Annotated in this window: 12 protein-coding genes; 5 read left to right on the forward strand and 7 right to left on the reverse strand. The window is 68.9% G+C overall.

What is annotated here, in order from left to right:
• Positions 1 to 1,755: 1,755 nt before the first annotated feature.
• Positions 1,756 to 2,079 carry a hypothetical protein gene (locus tag JQX13_RS39125; RefSeq protein ID WP_203404512.1) on the forward strand — a complete coding sequence of 108 codons (324 nt, stop codon included), beginning with the start codon at positions 1,756 to 1,758 and terminating at the stop codon, positions 2,077 to 2,079.
• Between the two features lie 564 nt (positions 2,080 to 2,643).
• On the forward strand, positions 2,644 to 2,967 hold the full coding sequence (locus JQX13_RS39130; RefSeq protein WP_203404513.1) for a hypothetical protein: 324 nt from the start codon (positions 2,644 to 2,646) through the stop codon (positions 2,965 to 2,967).
• A gap of 1,527 nt (positions 2,968 to 4,494) precedes the next feature.
• Here JQX13_RS39130 and JQX13_RS39135 read toward each other — a convergent pair.
• From JQX13_RS39135 to JQX13_RS39145, 3 genes are read right to left on the reverse strand one after another with little or no spacing between them, the layout of a single operon-like run.
• Positions 4,495 to 5,226, reverse strand: coding sequence for a hypothetical protein (locus JQX13_RS39135; RefSeq protein WP_203404514.1), 732 nt, complete (start codon positions 5,224 to 5,226; stop codon positions 4,495 to 4,497).
• A gap of 25 nt (positions 5,227 to 5,251) precedes the next feature.
• Complete coding sequence (locus JQX13_RS39140; protein WP_203404515.1) at positions 5,252 to 5,785, reverse strand: phage tail protein; 534 nt, start codon at positions 5,783 to 5,785, stop codon at positions 5,252 to 5,254.
• A gap of 18 nt (positions 5,786 to 5,803) precedes the next feature.
• On the reverse strand, positions 5,804 to 7,441 hold the full coding sequence (locus JQX13_RS39145; protein ID WP_203404516.1) for a phage tail sheath family protein: 1,638 nt from the start codon (positions 7,439 to 7,441) through the stop codon (positions 5,804 to 5,806).
• A gap of 438 nt (positions 7,442 to 7,879) precedes the next feature.
• Between JQX13_RS39145 and JQX13_RS39150 the strand changes: the two genes are divergently transcribed.
• The gene (locus JQX13_RS39150) at positions 7,880 to 8,323 is read left to right on the forward strand and encodes a hypothetical protein (protein ID WP_203404517.1); all 444 of its coding nucleotides are present in this window, start codon (positions 7,880 to 7,882) and stop codon (positions 8,321 to 8,323) included.
• 508 nt (positions 8,324 to 8,831) lie between these two features.
• Here the strand turns inward: JQX13_RS39150 and JQX13_RS39155 are convergent.
• From JQX13_RS39155 to JQX13_RS55685, 4 genes are all read right to left on the reverse strand, one after another.
• On the reverse strand, positions 8,832 to 9,185 hold the full coding sequence (locus tag JQX13_RS39155) for a DUF2381 family protein (RefSeq protein WP_203412412.1): 354 nt from the start codon (positions 9,183 to 9,185) through the stop codon (positions 8,832 to 8,834).
• A gap of 303 nt (positions 9,186 to 9,488) precedes the next feature.
• A complete protein-coding gene (locus JQX13_RS39160) occupies positions 9,489 to 9,908 on the reverse strand; it encodes a transposase (protein WP_203404518.1) in 420 nt (139 codons plus the stop codon).
• A gap of 1 nt (position 9,909) precedes the next feature.
• On the reverse strand, positions 9,910 to 10,902 hold the full coding sequence (locus JQX13_RS39165; protein ID WP_203404519.1) for an IS1380 family transposase: 993 nt from the start codon (positions 10,900 to 10,902) through the stop codon (positions 9,910 to 9,912).
• Positions 10,903 to 11,112: 210 nt separating this feature from the next.
• Positions 11,113 to 11,244, reverse strand: coding sequence for a hypothetical protein (locus JQX13_RS55685; protein WP_275424906.1), 132 nt, complete (start codon positions 11,242 to 11,244; stop codon positions 11,113 to 11,115).
• 337 nt (positions 11,245 to 11,581) lie between these two features.
• Here JQX13_RS55685 and JQX13_RS39170 point away from each other — a divergent pair, with 337 nt between their 5' ends.
• Both JQX13_RS39170 and JQX13_RS39175 read left to right on the forward strand, forming a co-directional pair.
• Entirely contained in the window at positions 11,582 to 12,394 is an 813-nt protein-coding gene (locus JQX13_RS39170; RefSeq protein WP_203404520.1) for a hypothetical protein, read from the forward strand.
• Entirely contained in the window at positions 12,391 to 13,905 is a 1,515-nt protein-coding gene (locus tag JQX13_RS39175) for an alkaline phosphatase family protein (protein WP_239014120.1), read from the forward strand. Before JQX13_RS39170 ends, JQX13_RS39175 begins: the two co-directional genes overlap by 4 nt.

Genomic DNA, 13,905 nt, shown 5'->3' on the forward strand with positions numbered 1-13,905 from the left:
ACGGGCGCCGGAGGGGCTACCGGAAGGGGCGGTGTGGCGGAGTCCCCGAGGCGAGCGGGAGTCAACGACGGGCCTGTGTCCTGGGGAGGCACAGTCCGCTGGCGGGTGGGGTAAGCGGGTTGCTGCTGCTGCTGGGGCGTCGGTGCGGAAGGCTCGGAGGGGAGAGGGCCGACAGGGGAGAGCGGGGCGGCGAGCGCCTCACCTTGGAGGGAAGCAGACACACGTTGGGGTGTGGCTGCGCTGGGAGTGGGAGTGAGGAGGGGCAGAGGCGCGGAGTCCGCCGCAGGGAATGGCTCCTGGGCGGCGCTGCGCTCGGAAGGCACGGCGGGAGCGCGCTGTACGGGCGTGATGCTGGGCTTGACTGAGGGCATCACAGGCCCGGGTGGCACCGGTGCCGGAGGTGACACTGGGCGAGGTGGCGTGGCGGAGTTCAACGCCGGACCGAGCAGCGGCAGGGACGCGGTGCTGCTCTCGATGGCGGACACGGCAGGTTTGAGCTGAGTCGGGGCCGTGCTGGGCTCGAGTGCGGGTGCCAAGGGCACGTGTGGCACGGGCGCCGGAGGGGCTACCGGAAGGGGCGGTGTGGCGGAGTCCCCGAGGCGAGCGGGAGTCAACGACGGGCCTGCATCCTGGGGAGGAACAGTCCGCTGGCGGGTGGGGTAAGCGGGTTGCTGCTGCTGGGGCGCCGGTGCGGAAGGCTCGGAGGGGAGAGGGCCGACAGGGGAGAGCGGGGCGGCGAACGCCTCACCTTGGAGGGAAGCAGACACACGTTGGGGTGTGGCGGCACCGGGCAGTGTAACTGCCCCCGGGGCGGCAGTGAGGAGGGGCGAGGGCGTGGTGCCGCGCTCCACGGCAGGCCCTGCAAGTTGCTGAGCCCCCTGCACGCTCGCCGGGAGTTCGGGTGTGTCTATCGCCTCCGGACGCTGAGGAGGTGCCATGGTGCCCTGCGCCGGAGCAAGCAGGGGCAGGGAAGAAGCGCTGGGCTCGGCAGTGGGCGCAGCGGGCACGGGCCTGGAGGGTACGAATGGCTCTCTCGGCTGAGTGCCAGGCAGCTGCGAAGGGGCCGTGGCGGTGGGCTGGGCTGGAGCGAGCAGCGGCAGGGACGCGGTGCTGGCCTCGATGGCGGGCACGGCGGGCATGGCCACAGGCGCGGTGCCGCTCTCGATGGCAGGTCCGGCAGGTTTGAGCTGAAGCGGGGCCGTGCTGGGCTCGAGTGCGGGTGCGACGGGCACGTGTGGCACGGGCGCCGGAGGGGCTGCCGGAAGGAGCGGTGTGGCGGAGTCCCCGAGGCGAGCGGGAGTCAACGACGGGCCTGTGTCCTGGAGAGGAACAGTCCGCTGGCGGGTGGGGTAAGTGGGTTGCTGCTGCTGGGGCGCCGGTGCGGAAGGCTCGGAGGGGAGAGGGCCGGCAGGGGAGAGCGGGGCGGCGAGCGCCTCACCTTGGAGGGAAGCAGACACACGTTGGGGTGTGGCGGCACCGGGCGGTGTAACTGCCTGCGGGGCGGCAGTGAGGAGGGGCGGGGGCGTGGTGCCGCGCTCCACGGCAGACCCTGCAAGTTGCTGAGCCCTCTGCATGCTCGCCGGGAGTTCGGGTGTGTCTATCGCCTCCGGACGCTGAGGAGGTGCCATGGTGCCCTGCGCCGGAGCAAGCAGGGGCAGGGAAGAAGCGCTGGGCTCGGCAGTGGGCGCAGCGGGCACGGGCCTGGAGGGTACGAATGGCTCTCTCGGCTGAGTGCCAGGCAGCTGCGAAGGGGCCGTGGCGGTGGGCTGGGCTGGAGCGAGCAGCGGCAGGGACGCGGTGCTGGCCTCGGCGGTGCTCACGGTGGGCACGAATGCGGGTGCGGTGCTGTGCTCGGCGGCAGGCACGGAGAGAGCGCGTTGCACGGGTGCGGCGCTGGGCTCGGTGGAGGAGGCGATGGGCGCGGCCGGCGTGGCGGAGTCCACTTCGCGCGCCGGAGTCGAAGACGGCTCCTCGTGCTGGAGCGAGGCAGAGGCAGGTGTGACGGAGCTTGGTGCCGGACCGAGGAGAGGCAGGGGCGCGGTGCTGCTCTCGATGGCAGGTCCGGCAGGTTTGAGCTGAGGTGGGGCCGTGCTGGGCTCGAGTGCGGGTGCCAAGGGCACGTGTGGCACGGGCGCCGGAGGGGCCACCGGAAGGAGCGGTGTGGCGGAGTCCCCGAGGCGAGCGGGAGTCAACGACGGGCCTGTGTCCTGGAGAGGAACAGTCCGCTGGCGGGTGGGGTAAGCGGGTTGCTGCTGCTGGGGCGCCGGTGCGGAAGGCTCGGAGGGGAGAGGGCCGGCAGGGGAGAGCGGGGCGGCGAGCGCCTCACCTTGGAGGGAAGCAGACACACGTTGGGGTGTGGCGGCACCGGGCGGTGTGGCTGCGCTGGGAGTGGGAGTGAGGAGGGGCGGGGGCGTGGTGCCGCGCTCCACGGCAGACCCTGCAAGTTGCTGAGCCCTCTGCATGCTCGCCGGGAGTTCGGGTGTGTCTATCGCCTCCGGACGCTGAGGAGGTGCCATGGTGCCCTGCGCCGGAGCAAGCAGGGGCAGGGAAGAAGCGCTGGGCTCGGCAGTGGGCGCAGCGGGCACGGGCCTGGAGGGTACGAATGGCTCTCTCGGCTGAGTGCCAGGCAGCTGCGAAGGGGCCGTGGCGGTGGGCTGGGCTGGAGCGAGCAGCGGCAGGGACGCGGTGCTGGCCTCGGCGGTGCTCACGGTGGGCACGAATGCGGGTGCGGTGCTGTGCTCGGCGGCAGGCACGGAGAGAGCGCGTTGCACGGGTGCGGCGCTGGGCTCGGTGGAGGAGGCGATGGGCGCGGCCGGCGTGGCGGAGTCCACTTCGCGCGCCGGAGTCGAAGACGGCTCCTCGTGCTGGAGCGAGGCAGAGGCAGGTGTGACGGAGCTTGGTGCCGGACCGAGGAGAGGCAGGGGCGCGGTGCTGCTCTCGATGGCGGACACGGCAGGTTTGAGCTGAGGTGGGGCCGTGCTGGGCTCGAGTGCGGGTGCCACGGGCACGTGTGGCACGGGCGCCGGAGGGGCTACCGGAAGGGGCGGTGTGGCGGAGTCCCCAAGGCGAGCGGGAGTCAACGACGGGCCTGCGTCCTGGGGAGGCACAGTCCGCTGGCGAGTGGGGTGAGCGGGTTGCTGCTGCTGGGGCGCCGGTGCGGAAGGCTCGGAGGGGAGAGGGCCGGCAGGGGAGAGCGGGGCGGCGAGCGCCTCACCTTGGAGGGAAGCAGACACACGTTGGGGTGTGGCGGCACCGGGCGGTGTGGCTGCGCTGGGAGTGGGAGTGAGGAGGGGCAGAGGCGCGGAGTCCGCCGCAGGGAATGGCTCCTGGGCGGCGCTGCGCTCGGAAGGCAGGGAGAGAGCGCGTTGCACGGGCGCGGCGCTGGGCTCGGCGGAGGAGGCGATGGGCGCGGCCGGCGTGGCGGAGTCCACTTCGCGCGCCGGAGTCGAAGACGGCTCCTCGTGCTGGAGCGAGGCAGAGGCAGGTGTGACGGAGCTTGGTGCCGGACCGAGGAGAGGCAGGGGCGCGGTGCTGCTCTCGATGGCAGGTCCGGCAGGTTTGAGCAGAAGCGGGGCCGTGCTGGGCTCGAGTGCGGGTGCGACGGGCACGTGCGGCACGGGCGCCGGAGGGGCCACCGGAAGGGGCGGTGTGGCGGAGTCCCCAAGGCGAGCGGGAGTCAACGACGGGCCTGTGTCCTGGGGAGGAACAGTCCGCTGGCGGGTGGGGTAAGCGGGTTGCTGCTGCTGGGGCGCCGGTGCGGAAGGCTCGGAGGGGAGAGGGCCGACAGGGGAGAGCGGGGCGGCGAACGCCTCACCTTGGAGGGAAGCAGACACACGTTGGGGTGTGGCGGCACCGGGCGGTGTGACTGCCCCCGGGGCGGCAGTGAGGAGGGGCGGGGGCGTGGTGCCGCGCTCCACGGCAGGCCCTGCAAGTGTGGACGTGGCGGCGTCTTCTCGAGGCTCCGGGGGACTGAAGACCTGAGGAGGCGTGAGGGTAGGAGGAGCCGAAGGCGGGGCCTCCTGCACGGGCGCTGGAGGCGCGATGTCTTCGCGGGGGGAGGGAGCCAGCGCGGCCCCAGAGCCCTGGGCATCCGGGCTGGGAACAGGTGGTGCATCACCTGGCGCGGCGGAGCGTGCCTGCACGGGAGCAGGGGCTTCCCCCCGCGGAGTGCCCGTCTGCTGCGCAATCTCCTCCAGCCCCTCGGAATCAGCGCCAAACTCCAGAGGCACGGAGGGCGGGCCGACCTGCTCCAGCGGCCCGGCTCGCAGCACATTGCCGAGCAGGGCCCCCCAGGCGGCATCGCGTCCGGACGGCAGGGGCACCAGCAGGGGAAAGTCTTCGAGCGCGCCGCGCGGAGGCGCATCGGGCGGAGGCGCGAGCGGATCCTCGATGTACTCGGTGGCGAGCGAGCGGGTGCCGGCGAAGAGGGGGCGCAGCAGGGGGCGTGCGAGCGACGCGGTACCGGAGGCCCTCTGCGCCAGCCGCGTGAGGAAGTCATCCACTGCTGATCAGCTCCATGTAGCGGCGGCGGGCGGGGGCGCTGAGCGAGAGGATGATGGACTCGGTCCAGCCGTAGCTCCTGGCAATCTCATGCACTTCGCGCTGGAGCTGTCGCGCATACGCCTCCAGCTCGGTCCAGAAGAAGGACAGGATGTCGAAGGCGGCCCGCCAGGAGTGTCCGCAGCCGGGGCAGTCGAGCCGGAAGGTGATGTCGGCCTGGGGGTCGTCCTCGGCGAGCCGGGCCGTGAGGGCCTCCAGGACGCTGCCGGGCACGGCGGAGAGCGGGACGGGCGCCCCCTGGAAGCGGGCCTCGCTCATGCATCGCTGCAAGAGCCGGGCACGGGCCTCGCGTGCATCCTTCAGGTGGGCGAGCGCGGCCAGGTCGAGGCTGTCGGGCAGGCGGTAGTCGAGCGCATACCCCTGCACCTCGAGCGGGCTGCGAGGTGTCTCGGGGGCGGGGACACGCAGCTCGTCGGCGGTGAACTCCAGCTCCAGGCGCTCGCGGCACTTGGGACAGGGCACGAGCACCTCGAGCTTCTGTCCGAAGGCCTGCGCGCGCAGTTCCAGCAGGAGCGCATCGCGCCGGCCAATGGACAGGCGGGCGAGCGCCGCCGGGTCCACCCCGGGCGAGGCCGCGCGCAGCAACACCAGGGCCCGGTCCAAGGCATGCTTGTCCCGGCCCCACTCGCAGATGCGCACGATGTCATGCGCGCTGAGCTGCCGCATGGCTCAAGCCCGGGGCCCCGAGGCCTTAGGAGGTTGGGTCGTTGAAGGTGGGCTCCTGCGGCTCCTGGACGCTCTGGTCGCGCTCCCAGCCCTCGGTCTGCAGCACGAGCGACTGGATGGCCACCGCGTTTCCCGAGCCATCCAGCTCCGGCATGGCGGTGAACTCCGAGGGCCAGCACCGGTAGCACTTGTAGGAGATGACCTTCTGGCCGGCCTCGTTGAACAGGTCGATGGTGAGGTCCTTGCGGAAGTCCGCCAGCGACACCTCCTGGCCCATTTTCGAGGAGTTGGCGTAGTCCCAGACCTTGTTGGCCCACTGCTCGAACGCGGTGTCATGGGTGACGCCGCGCTCCAGGGTGATGGCTTCCCAGTCCGTCTGGCCCAGGGACTTGCGGGTGGTGCTCGGGTCGCTGCCGGCCCGGTGCTTGACCACCTCGGTGGTGCGCTTGAGGGCGCTCACCTTGCTCACGCCGGCGACGGGCTTGCCGTCCCAGCTCACGACGAACTTGAAGTTCTTGTACGGGTCGACGCGCTTTGCGTTCTTGGTGAACTCAGGCATGGGGAAGCTCCAGGGGCACTAGGCGGTCTGACCGGCCGACTGCTCGATGTAGATGACGACGAACTCGGCGGGCTTGAGCGGGGCGAAGCCCACCTCGATGTTGACGATGCCCTTGTCGATGTCGTCCTGGGTGGTGGTGGTGGCGTCGCACTTGACGAAGAAGGCCTTGTCGCGCGAGCTGCCCTGGAAGGCACCCTGGCGGAACAGGTCGTTCATGAAGGCGCCAATGGCCAGCCGCAGCTGGGACCAGAGCGGCTCGTCATTGGGCTCGAAGACGGCGAAGCGCGTCTGCCGCAACAGGGTCTGCTCGATGAAGTCGGTGAGCCGGCGCACGGGCAGGTACTTGAAGTCACTGCTGAGCACGTCGGCGCCCGCCAGGGTGCGCGCACCCCAGACGACGGGGCCTACCACGGGGAAGGAGCGCAGGCAGTTGACGCCCACCTGGTTGAGGTTGCCGTTCTCCGTGTCGGTGAGCTTGTAGTTCAGGCCGGTGATGCCGTTGAGGCCCGTCTCCTGGCCCGCGGGCGCCTTCCACACGCCGCGGGTGGCGTCGGTGCGGGCCATGATGCCGGCGATGATGCCGCACGCGGGGCGGGTGATGATGGCATCCGAGTTGAGGGGGTCCTCGGACTGCACGCGCGGGAAGTAGAGCGCGCTGTAGGGCGCCAGGTCCGAGGCGGGGCCGTACCCGAAGACCGTGCCGAATGAATCCGGGTGGATGTCCCTCGTCGGGTCCGTCCAGTTGGACGGCGGGTCGAGCACCAGGGTGGCCTTCTCGTCGCGGCACTTGCCGGCAGCCGCCGCGTAGACGTTCGGAGTGATGTCGTGCGAGCCGAGGAAGCTGTCGGACGGGATGCAGACGATGTTGTAGATGTCGAGCCTGTCCAGCTGGTCCAGGGCCGCCAGGTAGGTGCCCTCCGAGAGCTTGCCCGAGTCCTGGACGTCCCCGTTGTGCGTGTCCACGGGGGGGGAGTTGATGGGCGAGCTGCCGGTGTCGACCAGCCGGGCGTAGCTGGACGTCTGCTCCAGAACCATCTTCAGGTAGCGCGGACCGGACCGGGGGTCGGTGGACACGGCCGCGAAGGACTCGAGGTCCTTGGTTCCGTCAGGCCGGGCGTAGCTGATGGTCAGGTTGAAGAGGTCGCTGGCATCCCAGCCACCCTTGCCATCCTTCTTGAAACGGTCCCGGGCCGTCTGGGTGATGTTCTTCGTATCGGTGAAGTAGGTGAGGCTCTTGCCCCAGGCACCGGGGCTGGAGGCGAGCAGGGACAGCGCCGGGACCGGCGGGCTGCTCGGGACATTGGCCGGATCGGGGCTGATGAGCGCCGTGTCCTCGTCGAAGGTGCCGGAGAACGGCGGGCTCAGGGGACTGGAGAGGCGGTTCTCGAACAGCCGGATGATGATGGCCTGGCCTCCACCATTGAGGAAGAAGTCCTGGACGGAGTACGGCATGGGCGAGTCATCGAGCAGTCCGCCAAAGGTGTGCTGGTACTCGGAGAAGGAGGAGACCTCGATGGGCTGTCCCACGGGGCCGCGTTCCGCGCGTCCGAAGAAGACCGTGAGGGAAGTAGAGACGCCGACAATGGTGCGGACGCCGCTGGGGACTTCCTGGACGTAGATGCCAGGAGCCGACAGCGGCGGGCGGACGAGAGCCATGGATCACCTGCTGGGAAGGGACTTCGCGGGAGCGAAGGTGCGACAGTCGGATTCTTAACACACAGTGAGTGGTACGAGGTAACGACCCAGACGAACCGCTGGTGGGATGCGACCAATGCCACGCTCCCCAACTTCCGCCGGGCTTTCCGGTGGTCCAAGGCGCTCTCGGAACGGCTCGGCCTGCCCAACCTGTGGGGCAGAGGAGGTGAGCCCCGGCGCAATCCAGAGGAGTTCTCAAGTCCTACGCCTCACCTGAAACCCGGCTGATCGGTCAGTAGACGGTTGGACGTGTTGATAACCCACGCGACGAGGAATTATGGTATTACCTGGATTGATGGTCTTTGCGACTTGGTCCAGAGATCGCATGACAACCCACCGTGGGAGGGCTCATGCGCTTCTTGGGGCCTGGTAGGGAGGGCAACTTGCCCCACTCCGTTCGTGGCGGTCGTCTTCGCCGTGGTGTTGGCCTCGGGGTGTGCCTCTACAGAGGCTTACAGGTACGGCTCGGGTTCATTCGCCTTGAACAGTGCGGAGTGCAACCAGACGGACAGCACCGTCACCTGTTGCCTCAAGCAGCATCCCGGCCAGTACGAACTGTGCGGTGCGACGCCCCCAGCACGGTCGGAACCCATCAACGAGGGCCCACCCGGGCTCCGCTCCCTGGAAGACGGAGAGAAGGAAGAGGCTCGGGATGACAACGAAGAGAGTCAAGAGGACAGGGAGAAGAGGTGTGCCGATTACTACGCCCGCTGCATCGAGGAGATCGGAAAGAAGCCAGGTAGCTTGTATGGCACCACCCAGTGTCGGGACTGCTTCGTCTACTGCGCGCGACACGGCTTCTGGCCCGAGCGCATGAACAAGAAGAAGTGTCCGGGAGCCTGAGCCATGAAACCCTCCCGCGAGTTCTTCTGGCGGCGAGTCGCCATGGAGTTCGACAAGCTCAGCGTGGCCCTACTCCAGAATGTGTCGGCCTCTTTCGCGGAGGGGAACCGGGAGTATCTGGCTCTCCAGAAGAGGCTGCTGCGCGAGGCAGGGACGGAGTGGGAGCGTCGGCACATCAGACGGTTGGTTGCTCATCACATCTTGAGCTTCGCTCACTTCCGGGCGCGCACCTGGGTGGAGTATCGGGGGGCGCTGCTCCGCGTGCGGCGGCTCGGGTATCCGAGTTTGGAATACCGGATGCACGCTGCCTGCGAAACCTTGGAGTGGGCGGCCGACCGTGACCCCACCAAGGCCCCGTTGGGCTGGGCGATGGTGGAGGATGCTGAACGTCGGCTCCGACGCATGCGCCGGGGGAACCAGGTGCGGAAGCAGGCCCTGGCCGCCATCGCCAGCGTCAAGCAGCGTGTCACCCGGAAGGGGCTCACGCCCTCTGCGTCTCCCGGCACGTCTAGGGGAATGTCGCGCCGTCGAGGGTCACGCTCGTAGCTCCGCCTTGTTCGCCCCACAGCTTGAGCGTGTAGGTGCCTCGGGCCTCGATCTCCGCCGCGTTCATCTCCACGGTGATGCTCTGGAACCTCCCCGGCGGGATGGGTTCCAGGGGCCACACCGTCAGCCCCGTCAGCGCCTCGCGCTTGGAGCCCACCAGGGCCGCCCCCGTAGGCGTCCAGGGCACCGTTCCCGTGTTGCGCAACTCCACCTTCACGGCCACTCGTCCTCGCCCCTTGGGTCCGACGGCCCGGTAGCTGATGACCTTCCGCGCGACGAGGGCGTCTCCCGGATGCTGGGTGACGTTGAGGGTAATCCGTCTGAGGGACGTGCTTCCAGCCGGTGAAGATCACCACCAGCAACTGGGCCTACCTCGCGGCCCGTGCGCTGCCAGCCGGAAAGGAGCAGCGGGATACCTAATGAGCTTCAGGGAGTGAGCCCACCATATTCGCGACGACTGGCTCAAGACATGCATGAGGGCTGAGGTCGAGCGCGTTGGGTTGAGTTATCGGGCACAAGGCAGAGGAAGCCCGCCCCGTGGCAGCGGGTAGCAAGCAGGAGGAGATGGAGAGGGGAGTGGGGAGGGTGCGACACGTGAGCTGCAATTGACTCCAGGCAGCTACGTGATGTGCGCTGTGCTCAGCGAGCCCAGCTTCGTCCACAGCTTCTGCCAGAGGCTGGCCGACTCCCGGCCAATGACCAGCACCACTCTTCTGGCGTGTAACAGCACCCGCGCGGCTACTTTGAGCACCCGCTCGCGCACACGGCGCAGCCCCCAGCCCTCGCCCGTGGCCTGCTCCATCAGCACGCGCGCGGCGTGCACCAGGTTGTAGGCCAGGGCATTGAGCAACAGGCGTACCTCGTTGTTGGCGAAGGCGTCGATGGACACCGAGCGCTGGACGGGCGGCTGCCCCCGGTACTTGGACTTGGGCCGTCTGGCCGAGGAGAGCGCCGGGGCCAGCACGTCCATGAACTCTGCGAAGTGGCCCTCCGCCGTGCCGCGTTGGCGGTAGTGCTCCAGCAGCGCCTGCGCCGGCATCTCAGAAGGCGTGCGGGAAGAGCTCGTCCTTCCTCTCCAGCACTACCAACACCACGCGCCGCGCACGGCTCCAGCCCTGCGCCTGGTACTCCCATTCGTACAGGTGGGTGCCCGGCTCCCCCAGCGGCACTCCCGAATTCATGAAGCGCGGCAGCGCCGCCTCCCGCTGCAACACGCTGGTGTTGCGCACGCGCGCCACGTAGGGCGTGCCTCGCTCCTCCAGCTTCGCCAGCAGCTTCTCCTCGGGAAAGCCCGCGTCGAAGCGCACCGCTGCCACTTCGCATACCTCCTTCTCCACTCGCCCCAGCAACTCGTCGATGAATTCCAGCGCTCCATTGGCGCTGTGCACGTTTCCCTCGCGCAACCTCACGTCCAGCAGGTCTCCCGTCTCGGCGAGACTGGCGACAATCGGGTGGTACATGCGTACTCCGTAGTGCCCGTTGTACGCGCTGCCCTCCTGGTGCCCAGGCACCTCCACCGGCAACCCGTCCACGTCCACCGTCACCTGCTTGAGCTTCTGGCCCTTGGGCTGTTGCGCCCTCAGCCTTCGCCCCGTCTGCCACACCAGCGCCTCGTGCAGCACCTTCCGGTTTTCCTCTCGCGCCAACATGGCCGTCAGCCGCGACAAGGTGGGCTGTGAGGCCAACCCCTCCGCTCCCCCCTCTTCCCCCCTCAGCGGCACGCTGCTCTTGCTGTCCGACACCGCCAACCTCAACACCGCGTCCCTCCTGAGCGCGTCCGCGTCGTCGTGGTCTCTCCACCCTTGCCCCAACAGCAGAAGGTCCGTGCGCACCAACTCCCTCAGCGAGTGGGTTATCCGCTTCTCGTCTCGCGTGTCCGTCAACATCTCCCCCAGCCAGCGCGTCAGCCCCAACCGCTCGTCCACCTCCCTCAGCAGCACCGCCCCTGCCTCCGACGTCAACCGCTCCGCCCTCGCCTCCAGCTTCACGGAGCCGTTGAACTCCAGCCCGAAGTCGTTGAGGATTTCACCCATGACGCGCCTCCTGCCTTGTGGTGGTGGATGTCTGAACAACACCCCTCTACCACTCGGGAGGTCAGGCGCGTCACCCTCCTTTTCCGGTCATCCTCCTGCACCTCTCGTGAATAAGGCGGGCTGAGTACCAGTACGAGGATTGAGATGCAGGGCTCCCGCATCGAAGGGGAGTGGAATCGGTACCGACGCTGGTTGGAGATGCACTACCCATCACTGCTCGGCGATCTGAGACCCCCGGCTTCGCCTGACGTTCTGCATGCCCTGGAGGAAGCCCTCGGGCAGAAGTTGCCGCAGGATGTGGTCGCCGTGCTTCTCGAGGATGCAAGAGAGCGGCTGTTTCATGGTGGTCGCGGCGGCGCATGAGGGTGCAAAGGGGCCGAGGAGGGCCGCTGACGGGAGCCGCCGAACTGCGCGCCCGGCCGGTGCAGAGGCTGTGCAGTCCCCTTTGGGCACACGCCTGCTCAGGCGCAGCTCCGTGCCGGAGCCGCGCCGGGTTGTCCGGATGAGCCAGGACGATGTCAACCATGAGGCACCGCCATCTTTGACGACGCCGTCTACACCGCAGTTGAATCCGGGGCGGCGGTTTCCTAAACCGCAGGCCGCTGGTTCGTTCCAGGGGGCGAGAGCTTCTTCGCGCGGAGCGCGGCTCGAGAGGTGGAAGGCCGGCGGAGGGCTCATCATGTCGAACAACGCGTCTCAGTGGCGAGTGGGGAGGGGGGTCCGCCCCGTTCCGTTCTGTCTCCTCTTCAGCCTGTTGGCCCTGACGGGCGCCCAGGCCCATCCGGCGGAGGCACAGAGGGAAGAGGCCTCGCGCCAGCCCACGGATGAAGGCGCGGGTGCCGGCATGAGTCCGAAGATGGCCCCGATCGGGCTCTATCCGCTCTGGGAGAACACCGGGCACGTGCTCGGCCATGAGCGCCTGTATGTCGGCACCCAGGCGGTGGAGATCGGGCTCCTCGACAGGGTCCAACTGGGGGGGCGTCCCATGTCCTTCGTCTTCCGGACCCCCAACGTCCACGCCAAGGTGAGTCTGCTGCGCAACGAGCGGCTGTCCATTGCCGCGCACGCCGAGGCGCTCGTCTTCCTGCCGGGCGCGAGCGAGGCCTTCACCTCGAGCAACTATGTCTCCCGGGTGGACACCCGGGACGTCGCGCTCACCGTGGTGCCAGTAGGGGCCACGGCCAGCTTCTCGCCCGTTTCCTGGTTCCAACTGCACGGCACCGCGACGGTGATGGGGACGTTCGGCAACGAGGTGTACGAGGGTCGTGCGACGTTGGGGGCCAGCGTGGTGGCCCAGCTGCTCGTCGGCAAGCACCATGCGTTCTCCACGCACGTGGGCGAGATGGGCTTCTGGAACCACGACTTCACCCTGCTCGGTGCGTCCTACCGCGTCCGGGTGCGGTGGTTCGAGGCGCAGCTCGGCTACTTCTACCGCTTCACCCCGGACGGAAGGCAGAGCAGCCCGCTGCTCAGCCTGGGGGCCTACCTGTGAGACGCCTCGCGCTCGCGCTCGCGCTGTTGACGCTCGCTGGTCCCGCCTGCGACTGGGAGCACGCCGCGCTGATGAACAGCATCCCCATCAAGGGCAAGCCGTCCGTCAATCCCACGGTGCACGTGTACCTCGGGCTCGACGGGCTGTCGCACCGCGCGGTGACCAAGGCGCGTGCGAGGGGGGCCTTCGCGGGGTGGGACGTGGCTCGCTTCATCCCCATGTTCCCGGCCACCAGTGACGCCAGCTGGACGCGCATCCTGCACACCGGGCGATTCGCGGGTTACGAGTACGGCCACTACGATCCCAGGCACGACAAGCTCTACAACACGTCGGTGGAGGGCGTGCTCGTGCATGCCATTCCACCGCTGGACTCGCTCGCGCACCTGCTGCCGGAGACAGTGCGGGCCCCCGTCTACTACGAGGCCTTCGATCACCACGCGACCGACTACATCAGCTCCGTCTGGAGCTACGAGCGGCCCGTCTTCGGCTGGTATCGCGCGCTCGATCACCTCTTCGTGGCGCTCGCCGGGAGGAGCGAGAAGCAGCACACCTTCAGCGCCTATATGCTGGAGGGCGACGTCATCGGGCATATTCGCAGCGAGGAGGACTTCGTGGACGTGCTCGTGACCCTGAGCGAGCGCATCCAGGACTTCAAGCGCAGGCACCCCGAGCGCTCGTTCGTCTTCACCCTCTTCGGTGACCATGGAATGGACAGCGTGCGCAAGCCGCCGCAGTACGTGGTGGACTTCCGGGACCAGATGCGCGCCGTGGGTATCACTCCCGTGGACACGCTCGAGCGGGCGGACAAGGTGGCTGGCCCCGCGGCGGTGGCCGTGCTCCACACCCGTGTCACCTACGTGGCCCTCCATACCCGGCCGGCTCGGGTGGCGGAGGTGGCGCGTCTGGCGTCCACGGCTCCCGCGGCCGACCTGGTGATCGCGCGTGGTTCCTCACCGGGGAGCGGCTATCCCGAGGACCTCGAGTGGGTGGACGCCTGGCGGGAAGGCGCGCTCGCGGCCCGCTTCGGTTACCAGCGCTCCACGGACACCTACTGGCTGCCGGCGGACGTGGACTGGGCCGCGCTCGATCTCCCGGTCGCCTTCACGCCCGGGGCGGAGTCCGGCGTCTTCACCGACGAGACGCTCTTCGCCGCGAGCGCCGAGCGGACCTATCCCGACTTCTTCTTCCGTGCACGCACGGCGCTGGAGCCCATCAGCGTGGAGTTCCCGGCGGAGGCCGTGGTGTCCCTGCGCGACCCGTACATGTCGGTGGGCTTCCTCGTGCCCATCGTGGGCGGCCTCGACCTGGCCTCCGCGGCCAGTCACGGCGCCATGAGCGGGCAGGGCAGTGTGAGCGCGCTCCTCACCGAGGAGCGGAGCCTGCCCGCGACGGTGCGTTCGGACACACTGCTCGAGTTGTTCCCCGCGCTGTCCGAGCACCTGCTCCAGCGGGGCCTGACGCTTCTGCCTGGCGCCGACGGAGCCTCGCTCGACTACGCGGGGCTCCCCTGA

The sequence above is a fragment of the Archangium violaceum genome (genome assembly GCF_016859125.1).
GTDB lineage: Bacteria > Myxococcota > Myxococcia > Myxococcales > Myxococcaceae > Archangium > Archangium violaceum_A.

Coding starts and splice junctions, on each gene's coding strand:
- JQX13_RS39165 (WP_203404519.1), bottom strand. CDS start 10,902: ATGGGTGAAATCCTCAACGACTTCGGGCTGGAGTTCAACGGCTCCGTG.
- JQX13_RS39135 (WP_203404514.1), bottom strand. CDS start 5,226: ATGCGGCAGCTCAGCGCGCATGACATCGTGCGCATCTGCGAGTGGGGC.
- JQX13_RS39140 (WP_203404515.1), bottom strand. CDS start 5,785: ATGCCTGAGTTCACCAAGAACGCAAAGCGCGTCGACCCGTACAAGAAC.
- JQX13_RS39145 (WP_203404516.1), bottom strand. CDS start 7,441: ATGGCTCTCGTCCGCCCGCCGCTGTCGGCTCCTGGCATCTACGTCCAG.
- JQX13_RS39160 (WP_203404518.1), bottom strand. CDS start 9,908: ATGCCGGCGCAGGCGCTGCTGGAGCACTACCGCCAACGCGGCACGGCG.
- JQX13_RS39170 (WP_203404520.1), top strand. CDS start 11,582: ATGTCGAACAACGCGTCTCAGTGGCGAGTGGGGAGGGGGGTCCGCCCC.
- JQX13_RS55685 (WP_275424906.1), bottom strand. CDS start 11,244: ATGAAACAGCCGCTCTCTTGCATCCTCGAGAAGCACGGCGACCACATC.